At 44.8% G+C, this 11,881-nt stretch carries 6 protein-coding genes; 4 read left to right on the top strand and 2 right to left on the bottom strand.

Features of this window, described 5'->3' with window-relative positions; all coding sequences use genetic code 11:
- The first annotated feature begins 5 nt into the window (after positions 1-5).
- The 4 genes from ACFYU8_RS08680 (at position 6) to ACFYU8_RS08665 (ending at position 10,487) form a co-directional block, all read left to right on the top strand.
- Positions 6-6,020 (top strand): amino acid adenylation domain-containing protein, encoded by a 6,015-nt coding sequence (locus ACFYU8_RS08680; RefSeq protein WP_390293961.1) that lies wholly within the window; start codon positions 6-8, stop codon positions 6,018-6,020.
- Positions 6,021-6,046: 26 nt separating this feature from the next.
- Positions 6,047-7,864, top strand: a complete 1,818-nt coding sequence (gene asnB / locus ACFYU8_RS08675) for an asparagine synthase (glutamine-hydrolyzing) (protein ID WP_390293963.1) — start codon at positions 6,047-6,049, stop codon at positions 7,862-7,864.
- A 94-nt stretch (positions 7,865-7,958) separates the two neighbouring features.
- A complete protein-coding gene (locus ACFYU8_RS08670; RefSeq protein ID WP_390293965.1) occupies positions 7,959-9,275 on the top strand; it encodes a condensation domain-containing protein in 1,317 nt (438 codons plus the stop codon).
- Between the two features lie 45 nt (positions 9,276-9,320).
- Positions 9,321-10,487, top strand: coding sequence for a cytochrome P450 (locus tag ACFYU8_RS08665; RefSeq protein ID WP_390293967.1), 1,167 nt, complete (start codon positions 9,321-9,323; stop codon positions 10,485-10,487).
- A gap of 120 nt (positions 10,488-10,607) precedes the next feature.
- Here ACFYU8_RS08665 and ACFYU8_RS08660 read toward each other — a convergent pair whose 3' ends face one another.
- Both ACFYU8_RS08660 and ACFYU8_RS08655 read right to left on the bottom strand, forming a co-directional pair.
- A complete protein-coding gene (locus tag ACFYU8_RS08660) occupies positions 10,608-10,832 on the bottom strand; it encodes a PLDc N-terminal domain-containing protein (protein WP_390293969.1) in 225 nt (74 codons plus the stop codon).
- Positions 10,833-10,970: 138 nt separating this feature from the next.
- Positions 10,971-11,861 (bottom strand): LysR family transcriptional regulator, encoded by an 891-nt coding sequence (locus tag ACFYU8_RS08655; RefSeq protein WP_390293971.1) that lies wholly within the window; start codon positions 11,859-11,861, stop codon positions 10,971-10,973.
- Positions 11,862-11,881: the final 20 nt, after the last annotated feature.

The raw sequence follows: 11,881 nt of genomic DNA, 5'->3' as shown, positions 1-11,881 counted from the left end.
ATCCAATGATCAATAAGAAGGAATCAGCTAAATCGAGTGATGAGATACTTGCTGAGAGCAGATCGAAGCTTTCTGAGAAGAAACTGGCATTGCTTGAGAAGCTGAAAGGCTCAAAGCTGGATACGAAAAAGTCCGGGATTCCGCGGCGTTCAAGAGAGGACTTAGTGCCTCTCTCTTTTGCCCAGCAGAGACTATGGTTCTTAGACCAGTTGGTACCAAACAGTCCAGCCTATAATGTGGTTGCCGCCTTTCATCTATCGGGTGAGCTTCACACAAACATCATGGAGCAGTGTATTCATGAGGTCGTGAAACGCCATGAAGCCCTGCGAACCACCTTTCAAGTCACAAACGGGGAGCCGTATCAGGTTATCACTCCTGCATGGCAAATTCCTTTTCCCATTGTCGATCTTACTGTACATCCCGAGGAGGAGAGGGAAGATGAGTTTCGCCGACTAGCTAAAGAGGAAAGCATGTATGTTTTCGATCTGTCAAAGGGGCCGCTTTTGCGTGTTACTTTATTTAAACTCGGCGAGGATTTGCATGTTCTACTTTTGAACGTTCACCATATCATCATCGACGGATGGTCAGTCGGGGTTTTCTTCAGAGAAATGGTTCTGCTTTATCAGGCATATCTTGCGGACAAGCCTTCACCTTTGCCTGAGCTTCCGATCCAGTATGCTGATTTTTCCATCTGGCAGCGGGAGTGGCTTCAAGGAGAAGTGCTTGAGAAACAGCTTTCTTACTGGAGAGAAACCCTTGGACAAGAAAGCAGTGCGTTAGAGCTGCCAGTAGACCGTACAAGACCTCCCATCCAAACGTTTCAAGGAGGGAGCCTAAAGCTACAAATTCCCGCTTCGCTTTCTCATGCCATGAAAGCACTGAGCGAGCAAGAAAATGCCACGCTGTATATGGTCATGATCACCGCGTTAAAGATATTGCTGCACCGTTACAGCGGGCAAAATGATATCCGGGTGGGAGTGCCCGTAGCGAATCGTAACAGAGTGGAAATTGAGAATTTGGTCGGCTTTTTTGTAAATACGTTGGTCCTTAAAACCAATCTTTCCGGCAATCAAAGCTTTAGAGAGCTATTGTCACGTGTTAGGGAGACGGCGAACAGCGCATACAGGCATCAAGACTTACCCTTTGAACGATTGGTGGACGAATTGCAGCCTGAGCGTAATATGAGTCAAAACCCACTGTTTGAAGTCTGCTTTGTGTTGCAGAACTTTCCTATGCCGAAAAAATCGGACACGGATGATTTGGGCTTTTCCTTGGTCAAGTTTGAAGAGTTCCGTAACCATACATCCAAGTTTGACCTCTGGATTCAGGTTGTAGAAAAAGGAGATATCCTTGACCTGGACGTTGAGTTCAACTCCGATATTTTTAATGAGTCGACAATCAGTCGAATGTTAAACAGCTTTCTAATCGTGCTGGCAGGTATTGTCGCCAATCCGAATCAGCCGATTTCAGATCTGCCGATTTTGACCGCTGATGAAGAACATAAACTGTTGGTTGAATGGAACGATACGAAGACGTACTACCCACAGCAGGATATGTGCCTTCATGAGATTATCGAAGCTCAGGCTGCCAAAACACCAGATGCCCCAGCCGTTATTTTTGAAGAGGAACAGCTCACTTACAGTGAATTGGATCAACGGGCGAATCAACTGGCTAATCATCTCCGGAAACTGGGAGTAAGAGCGGAAACGCTTGTGGGTATTTATATGGAGCGCTCATTTGAGATGGTCATTGGGCTGCTAGGTATCCTCAAAGCAGGCGGGGCTTACGTTCCCCTGGATCCAAGCTATCCGCAAGATCGGGTTGCCTTTATGATCACAGATGCGAATCCTTCTTTCCTATTGACTGTGCAAGAACTGAAGAACACTCTCCCTGAATACGGAGGAGAAGTAATTTGCCTCGATTCAGATTGGGAGACAATCGGCATCGAGAGCCGTGTGGTACCGGCAAGCGGAGTCAACAGTGATAATTTGGCGTACATGATTTACACCTCAGGCTCTACTGGTAAGCCAAAAGGTGCGATGAACGCTCATCGAGGTATCGTTAATCGACTTTTATGGATGCAGGAACAATATCAATTGAACGAAACAGATCGGGTGATGCAAAAAACGCCTTTCAGCTTTGATGTGTCGGTATGGGAATTTTTCTGGCCGCTAATGACGGGCGCCTGCATGGTTGTAGCTCGTCCAGAAGGTCATAAAGATACGACCTATCTGGCACGTCTGATCAAAAAAGAGAAAATCACCACCATGCACTTTGTTCCTTCGATGCTTCAGGTCTTCCTGGAGGAGACGGAAATTAGCGGCTGCGATACGTTGCGACGAGTTATTTGCAGTGGTGAAGCCTTATCTTACTCAACGCAGGAGCGCTTTTTCGAGTGTCTCGAAGCGGAATTGCACAACCTCTATGGTCCTACAGAAGCGGCGATTGATGTCACCTATTGGGCGTGCCAGAAAGGAAGCAAGCTTAGATCCGTGCCGATTGGACGCCCTGTGGCAAACACCCAGATCTATCTGTTAGACGAGCACCTGAATCCTGTTCCTGTCGGTGTTGCTGGGGAGTTGCACATCGGTGGTGTACAACTGGCTCGTGGATACTATAACCGTCCTGAGTTGACGGAAGAGAAATTCATCCCTGATCCGTTTAGCAAAAAAGGGGGAGCACGCCTCCTTTATAAGACAGGTGACTTAGCACGTTACATGCCTGATAGAACGATCGAGTATCTGGGCCGAATTGATTTTATGGTCAAGTTAAGAGGGTTCCGTATCGAGCTGGGTGAGATTGAAGCTGTATTAGATGAACATCCAAATGTACAAAAAGCGGCTGTGATCGTTCATGAATCCGAGCAGAGACCAGGGCATAAGCAGTTGGTATCTTATATCGTGTCAGATTCACAGTCCAGGGAAAAACTGAAAACGGCAACAGAAGAAGCACTCCCTGCGGAACAGGTATCAGAATGGCAGGATGTTTTTGATAAAGCCTATGATGATGAGAATCAATATGAAGCCGATTTCAACATTACCAGCTGGAACAGCAGTTATACGGGTCAGCCTCTTTTAGCGGAAGAAATGCGTGAATGGGTTAATTCGACGGTTGACCGTATCCTTGCCTTGCAACCGAAAAAGGTACTTGAAATCGGGTGCGGTACAGGGCTGTTATTATCCCGAATAGCGCCTCATTGTGAACAATATTGGGGAACAGATTTCTCGTCGATGGCGTTGGATTATATTACCGCGAAACTGATCAACCAACGAGAGGATTTATCCAATGTAACACTGCGTAAGAGCTATGCGGATGATTTTAGTGGACTAGAAGGACAACAGTTCGATGTGATTGTGCTCAACTCTGTTGTGCAGTATTTCCCGGACGCGAACTATTTGTTGGATGTGCTGAAAAAGGCCATGCACTCCCTGAGTGACAACGGAGCAATCTTTGTCGGTGATGTTCGCAATCTTTCTTTACTACAAACCTTCCTCACTGAGGTTGAAATGGAAAAGTCACCGGCGACATTGACCACCGATCAATTGATGCGCCGGGTGCAGAAGCGAATGAGACAAGAGCAGGAGCTGGTCATTGATCCTGCCTTTTTCTATGCGCTTCAAGAGCAGCTGCATTCAATCAGCTATGTAGAAATCAAGCTGAAGCGTGGGAGTCATCATAATGAATTAACGCGATATCGCTATGATGTGGTTCTACATCTCGGCAAAAAAGTGCAGCCGATTGAGGACTTTTCATGGCTGGATTGGCATGAGGAGGGGCTCCAAAATATTGAGGGGCTTCGTCAAATCATGACCAAGTATAAACCGCAAATCTTGGGTCTTACCAATATCCCTAATTTGCGGTTGGACAGGGCGAATCACTACCAGTCTTTGCTTGCTGACAGTGATATTCTCAAAACCGTGGAAGAACTGACAACAGATCAGAATCAACCAGGCACTGGAATAGACCCTGAGGAGCTTTGGAAGTTGGGTGCTGAGCTCCGATACAGTGTGGATATCGCTTGGGTTGGTGATAGGGAGGATGGCAGCTATGAGGCTGTGCTCAGACCTGAACATTTACTGGAAAAAAGAAAGCGTAACAAAGTGGTCACCGCGTGGCACCGTCCAGCGAAAAAATACCAGCCGATCGAAACGTATGCGAACGATCCTTTGACAGATAGGGTTGCTCGTCAGTTCATTCCAGAGCTGCGTAGTTATTTACGGGATAAGCTGCCAGATTACATGGTTCCGTCTATCTTTGAGTTTATCAAGGAAATGCCAGTGAACATGAATGGAAAATTGGATCGCAAAGCGCTTCCTGCGCCGTTGATTGAAGTGCCAGAGATGGAGGGAGATTTTGTACCGCCAACGACGGAGACGGAAAAGATTCTAGCCGATGTCTGGGCTGAAATATTGGGCTTGGATAAGGTTGGCATACATAATAACTTCTTCGGCTTGGGCGGCGACTCCATTCATACTATCCGAGTGGTTGCCAGAGCAAAACAACTCGGACTGGAATTGACTCCACAGCAAATTTTCCAATTCCAGACCATAGCTGAACTGGCAGAGGTTACAGGTGCGGCTACAACCCAGAATGCAAAGCGAGCGGCAACAGCAGTTGAGCTACCAACTCTTGAAAAGCATCAGTTGGATAGGATAAAAGTAGACAATCCATACATGGAGGATGTTTATCCGCTTACGATCATGCAGGAGAATATGCTTTATCGATACAAACATCATCCAGAGCCTGGATTGAATGTGGTTCATCATGCTTTTCGCATAGAGGGCGGCCCTTTCCATGTATCTGCTTTTGAGCAGGCATGGCAGCATCTCATTCAACAATTCCCTGTATTGCGAACATCCTTCATTTGGGAAGAGCTGGATGAACCGATGCAGATCGTGCATGAGAAAGTGGATATCCACATCAAACAGGAAGATTGGCGCGGCATTCCTGAAGCTAATCAAGATGAACAATTGCAATCCTATATTCAAAAGCTTAGAAAACAAGGGTTTGAGATGGGCCAAGCACCACATGCACATCTTGCTCTGCTTCAAGTAGGAGAGGATGTCTACTACTTTATTTATGTCTTCAACCTGATGTTGCAGGATGGCTGGAGCTATACGTTAATCGTTAAAAGACTATTCGAATATTATCAAGCGTTTTCCCAAGGGAAGGCGATTGATATCCAGCCTGTATATCCGTATCGGGATTATGTTGCACTACAAAAACAGCAGGACTTAACGGATGCCGAGTCGTTTTGGAAGAAAAATCTTGAAGGAATGACCAGCTCCACTCCTGAATTGGCGCAAGCGAGCGGAGAGAATATTTCTGCTGAAGACCCGCCCTATTCTCAGGAAAGGTTCATCGTATCGCCAGAAGTCTCCTCGGCGCTGTTATCCTTGTCCAAGAAGTATCATCTGACGCCATATACATTGGTACAAGGAGCGTGGGCATTGCTGCTTCATCATTACAGCGGCAAGGAAGACGTTGTTTTTGGGACAATCTTCTCCGGGCGCAGCATAGCGATGATGGAGGTCGAACATTCTGTCGGACTTTTCTTCAATATTCTGCCCATTCGAGTGAACATCGAGCAAAACATGAGGTTCTTGTCTTGGCTCCAAAACATGCAGTCCAAGGTAGTAGAAACGAGTCAGTACGAGTACACGCCACTGAAAAAAATATACGAGTGGTGTGATATCCCACGAGATCGTCTTTTGTTTGACAGTTATCTGGTAAGCGAACAGCTTCCTGATTTCTCTTCTGTCTTTCGAGGATTTCATGATGTTCTCGGCGCTACTATCTATGATTCTATCGCGCAGACGGAGCATCCATTACGAGTGGAAATTCTTTTCTATGAACAAGTGCTAGTCCTGCATATCAACTACTATCGACGTTTCTTCAACGCTACGGAGATTAGCGGTATGTTGCAGCACTTGAATACTCTTTTGGAAGGATTGGTAGCGAATCCTGAGCAAAAGGTAAGCGAGTTGGTCCAGGTTTTAAAGTATCACCCCCAACGCTAAATTTACGAACAAGAGGAGAGGTTACTATGTGTGGAATTGTGGGATGGCTTGATTGGGATGACGATTTGTCATCCCAGCATGCTATTTTGCACAAAATGGCCCAAGCGATCCAACATCGCGGGCCAGACGAAGAGGGATATTGGTTGTCTCCTCGGGCAGCTATTGCACATCGGCGTCTTATCGTGATCGACCCCGAAGGCGGCAAGCAGCCAATGATCTACCGAGAAGGAGATCAGACGTGCGTTTTATCGTTTAATGGCGAAATTTATAATTATATGGAACTGCGCCGCCAGTTAGAGATACTCGGACACTCCTTTCAAACCAATTCTGACACGGAAGTATTACTGCACGCTTTTTTGGAATGGAGAGAGGATTGTGTCCGTCATCTCAATGGAATCTTTGCATTCGCCATTTGGGACGAAAAAAATCATCGATTGTTTTTAGCACGTGATCACTTGGGTGTAAAACCATTGTTTTATTGTCAACGAGGGAGCTCTTTCTTGTTCGGCTCTGAACTGAAAGCCTTGCTTGCCCATCCAAAAGTGAAACCTGAGGTAGAAGCGGATGGATTAGCAGATATTATCGGACTCGGCCCGGCGAGAACACCAGGATTTGGAATTTTCCGCAATATAAACGAGGTTCGAGCTGGACATTGTGTAACAGTCACGAAGGATCAAATCAGGACAAGCCAGTACTGGAAACTGGAGAGCAAGGTGCATACTGACGATATGGATACCACGACAGAAAGGATACGCGCTCTGTTACAAGATACGGTACAACGTCAGTTAATCTCTGATTTGCCTTTAGTTAGTATGCTGTCTGGTGGTTTGGACTCTAGTGGCTTGGTAGCGTTAGCCGCTGAAGAGCTTCGTAAAAAAGGGAAGACGTTGCAAACTTACTCAGTTGATTTTGTAGACAATGATCAGCATTTTGAAGAAGGCTTGCTGCACATTAGCTTGGATGCGCCATGGGCGAAATCAGTCTCCGAGCATGTACAAACGAGGCATCAAGAGATTGCCTTCAACTCGCAAGATCTGATTACTCATTTTCATATGCCGTTGCGAGCGCGGGATCTTCCGGGATTAGGAGAGACGGATACCTCGCTCTATTTGTTCTGCCGTGAAATGAAGAAAAAAGCGACTGTCTCGCTATCAGGTGAATCGGCAGATGAAGTATTTAACGGGTATCCTTGGTTTCAGAAGGAGAAGTTCTTGAATTCAGGCAAATTCCCTTGGATGGAGCATGACGGATGGAGTTCCTTTTTAAATGAAGAAGCCATCGAGAAGATTCGCCCACAGGAATATCTTCGCAGGCGGTATGAAGAAGGGATTGCAGAGGTACACCCTTTGGAAGGGGAGACAGCTTTGGAAGCTCAACAGCGCAAAATGTCGTATCTCTTTATCACACGTTTTCTTCCATTGCTATTGGATCGCAAGGATCGAATGAGCATGTATACGGGGTTTGAAGTACGTGTTCCGTATTGTGATTACCGTCTGGTTGAATATTTATGGAATGTTCCATGGAAAGTAAAAAATATTGATCAAATCGAAAAAGGCCTGCTCCGCAGAGCGTTCAAAGGATATTTGCCGCATGAAGTATTGTACCGCAACAAAAGCGCATACCCCATGACCTATCATCCTGAGTATTACCATGCGATTTTGGACCATATGAAACAAATTCTAGCGAATCCGAATTCGCCACTATTACCATTGATTAATAAGTCTGTGATCCAATTTGTACTGGATGGAAAAGCACCTATGAATCTCGCTCAATCAACGAAGCTGATCGAATACCTCGTTCAAATAAATATGTGGTTAGAGGAATACAAGATTTCTATTCGATAGAAAGCCCTTGGATTTGCTGATAAAAAGGACAGTCAGGATATCTTTTCCTGACTGTTTTTCTTTCAGACATTTTGGTTGGAGGGGTGTGTAGTAAATGAATGCCAGTGAGGTAAATCAGAACATGGCAATACCACAACGACTGCCTGCTAATGGAAGTGACAGGTTTAATTACATGGTCAGCTATCTTTCCGATTGCCAACTTCAAATGGTGGTGGAAATGGACGGTCATGTGAATCAACAGCGATTGCTTCAAGCAATAGAGGTAAGCACCATTGCTGAACCTATCATTGGTTGCCGCTTTATCAAAGATCCAGTCCACCCTTATTGGGAGCGACGCAGCGACTTGGCGTCAAGCGGTTGGTGTTCCTTGCAACTTCTCGGTGATTCTGATTCCGAAGAGCAAGCCATACAGGATTGGCTGTCGAGCCCAATGGACATCGATGCTGATGCGATGGTCAAAGTTCGCATTCTGCGGACCTCGACCAAAGATATCCTATGTATCAAATTGAATCATCTATGCAGTGATGGTGCAGGGTTGATAGAGTACGTTCACTTGCTAGCTTCGATCTATAGTGAGCTTGCCAAAAACCCTCACTACGTTCCCAAGTCAAATCCTGAGGGCAGGGATCAGAATCGTTTGTTCAAGGAGATGGGCATTCCAAATGGCGGGATGCCGCAGGCTCCAGAGCCACAGGGACCAACGCTTCCTTTTACGCCCGGAGAACCAGTGAAAAGGAGACACGCCATTCGCAGAATACCTCGCGAAGAGTGGATGGAGTTGGCGCAAGGATTTAAACAAAAAGGATTCACGGTAAATGATGTGTTATTGGCTGCCTACATGCGAGCTTTATTTCAACATATGGAGAATGTTCCGGCTGAGCAAATCAAAGTCATGGTGACTGTTAATGTAAGGAAATTCTTGCCCACTGGAAAGGCAGATGCCATTTACAACCTGTCTGGCGTGGTTCACGCCTCTATGAATCAAGCAACGGGGGCATTTGGAGATAAGATAAAAGAAGTGGCCGAATTTATGAAGAATCAACGCGATAATAAAGAGATTCTGCATGATGCGGTAACTACTTTTGCCTTTGTGGAGAATCTAGAGTTCCAACACACATTAAAGATCATACAGGATGTAAGAAAGCAAATCGTTATAGATGGAAAAAGCACACCGATATTATCAAATTTTGGTATTATTAGTACGAGTCAGATAACATTTGATAATGTGAAAGCCTCAGATGCATATATAGTCTCCCCAGCCTATTACGCACCAGGATTGATGCTTGGAGTCAGTACGTATCAAGATTGCATGACCCTCAATATTTCCTTTTTTGAATCGAACACAGACGTCGGGTTAATGGAAAAACTCCTTGATACCATGTTAGAGGAAATTAAGTCATTCCGAGAGTAGCAGCTTGCAGCAATTACCTACCCATTTAGATAAGGAGTGAAAGAAATGAATAAAATAGTATTCCCGAATGAAATATCAGGTGCCGAGAATCTGCAACAACAGTTTGAACCGTACGGCTGGTATGCAGAAATGAGAAAAAACAGCCCCGTACATTACGATGAAAAGCAACAGGTTTGGAACGTATTTCTGTATCCGGATGTAGAACGTGTGCTGACCGATTATCACCTTTTTTCAAGCGATACAGGCAAACGAATCGCTGGCTCCCTCGCATTAAAAGACAAGGGAATCACAGAGATGGACCCACCTGATCACGGAAAAAGGAGGGCTCTCTATACAAAGGCATTTTCAACAAGAACGCTCCAGGAGTGGGAGCCGCGTATTCAAGAAATTTCACGTCATTTGTTGGAGGAAGTAAAAGAAAAGCAAAGCATCAAAATTTTAGGGGATCTCGCAGCCCCGATGCCGGTGATTGTCATTGCCGATTTGCTCGGTGTACCATCCAGTGATTGGATGCTGTTCAAACAATGGTCCGATGTTCTCATCACCTCTGGAACCCGCGAAACGTATGAGGATGTTAACCTCAAGAAGGAAGAAACCATGAAGGAAATGGCCGTTTATCTCTCTCCGATCATTCAAGAAAAAAGAGAGAACCCAGCAAAAGATTTTCTTTCCGATTTAACGCAAACAGAATATAAAGGGCAAAAACTATTTGACCGTGAGATTATTGATATTGCAATCAGCTTGCTGCTTGCTGGAAATGTAACGACAAGTACGCTCTTGTTCAGTGTTTTCTACTGCTTTTTACTAGATCGACCAGGCGTATATCGCGAATTAAGAGAGAATCCGGAACTAGTAGATCAAGCGATAGAGGAAGTATTGCGCTTCCGTCCTCCCGCACAGGTTTTGATGCGCAAGGTTCAAGAAGATACGGATATGTTCGGAAGTCTGATGAAAAAAGGCGAAATCGTCATGGCATGGCTCGGTTCTGCCAATCGTGATGAAAACACCTTTGCACAGGGAGATCAATTTGATATCCATCGACCTAACAGCAATAAGCATTTATCCTTTGGAAAAGGGTGCCACTTATGCCTGGGCGCACCATTATCTAGACTGGAAGCAAAGGTAATGCTAACAGAAATGATCAAGTGCTATTCTGACATCACAATCGGTGGATTTGATAACGATCTGATCCTCAATGTGACGAGAGACTAGTCATAAATTTACCCGCTAAAGCAGTTGAGCAGGAAGGATACCCCTGTTCGACTGCTTTTTTTATATAAGCTTGATTTTCCTAGAAAATAAAAAAGCAAGGAAAATAGAATTCCTCACTTTTTAAAACTTATCTTTCCGAATCACCAAATAAACAATCAACCCAATAATCGGAAAAAACAATAAAGCAACAAGTACGATAATGGAGAATTCCTTGCTATTTCCTCGTCTTCTCGCATCACGGTATGCCCAGATACTGATGACAATGTTAATTATGTTCAAAAATAAGAAGAGTAAGAGCGGGAGGAACACGAAAAAGGTAGAGGAAGCATCGCCTACTTGGACCAAAGGATCACCTGCTTTTGAATGTTTTCAAGACTTTCCCAATTATATAAAAAGATGAGGGAAATGTGAAATCTGAAATCTGTAACCGATAAAATGAGTGTGCCATTTTCGTAACCATCCACAAATCCGTGTCTCACCAGATTAGAAATGGGCTGTAAACTTCGCCCGAACCTCCTCCAAAAAAGCCTGCACAGCCGGCGCTAAATAACGATTTTTCATATACGCCAAATAAACCGTCCGCTCCAACGCAGGTGATTCAATCGTTTTCCGAACAAGCGAAGCATCTGTTGATCCCGATAAATAGTTCTCAGGAATAATCGTAACCCCCAGATTCTCCCGCACTAAAGTCAACGCGGTTTCAAAGCGCTCGATCTCAAATTTGATATGCGGGTTCACTTGTTCAAGCGAAAAGGCCGTTAAAATATCCTCTCTCGTCTGGAATCCCTCTGTACTAATGATAAAAGGCTCACTCTCCAAGTCTTTCAATCGAACAGATTCCTTTTTGGCCAGAGGATGATCCTTGTGCAGTACCAGCATTAAGCGTTCATCATACAGAGGAAATGATTCGATATCTTCTTCATCGATGAATTGGTTGGTAATGAGTAAATGCGTATGATACTTCCGCAGTGATTCCTTCACGGCTTTCCCACTCAGTACTTCGATCAATTTGATATGAATAGAGGGAAAACGCCCCTGATATTCGCGAATGACTTTCGGAATCCAATGCTTCACAGATTCAATAATGCCGATGATAAGATCTCCGCTTCCAGTCAGCTTTACTTCGTCCATCTCTTTTTTCAGCATGTTCATTTGGGAAAGAAGCAGCAATGATTTCTGGTACAAAATTTTACCAGCATCCGTTAGTTCCATTTTTCTCGTGTTTCTCTCGAGCAGTGGAGAGCCGACTTCTTGTTCTAGATTTTTAATCGCGTTACTTAAGGAAGGCTGTGAAATATGCAGTTTTTGTGCGGCTTTGGAGTAGCTCAACTGATCGCAAACTGTCACAAAATAGTGCAAATGTTTGATGTCCAAATGGATCGCCTACCCTCATT

This window comes from Brevibacillus sp. NPDC003359 (genome assembly GCF_042878995.1).
In the GTDB taxonomy this organism is placed as follows: Bacteria; Bacillota; Bacilli; order Brevibacillales; family Brevibacillaceae; genus Brevibacillus.
The sequence above is the reverse complement of the archived record's forward strand: the minus strand, read 5'-3'. Positions and strand labels throughout refer to the sequence as shown.